This is a genomic window from Hungatella sp. SL.1.14 (genome assembly GCF_024460495.1).
GTDB classification, from domain to species: Bacteria; Bacillota; Clostridia; order Lachnospirales; family Lachnospiraceae; genus Hungatella; species Hungatella hathewayi.
On sequence record NZ_JANFYJ010000208.1, the window covers coordinates 1 to 333 of the forward strand.

At 53.2% G+C, this 333-nt stretch carries 1 pseudogene; it reads left to right on the plus strand.

Annotated elements, in window-relative coordinates:
- Positions 1 to 333 (plus strand): annotated as a pseudogene (locus NE473_RS30705) (TolC family protein); the annotation flags it as partial.

A 333-nucleotide genomic window follows, 5' to 3' on the forward strand; every position in this document is an offset into this window, starting at 1 on the left:
AAAAATGGAAACAGATAAGTGCCTGCTGTATGGCAGCAGTTCTGGCGGCTGCCGTTCCAACAGGGACTGCCTGGGCCGGCAGCCCGGAATTTGCCAGAAGCGCCGAGGAGTGGGCAAAGCTTCGCGACAATGTCATGGAGTATGACGAACTGGCGGGGCTGATACATGAATACAATGTGACGGTACAGAATAATCAGCGTGATTTTAACGAGAAAAAGAATAAAACACGCGATGAAATCGCACAGGACTACCGTGACGCGGCCGACGCGATCAGGAGCAGCATGTCAGGAGAGGATGACGCGGGATCGATTCTTTCCGATGCGATGTCCGAAG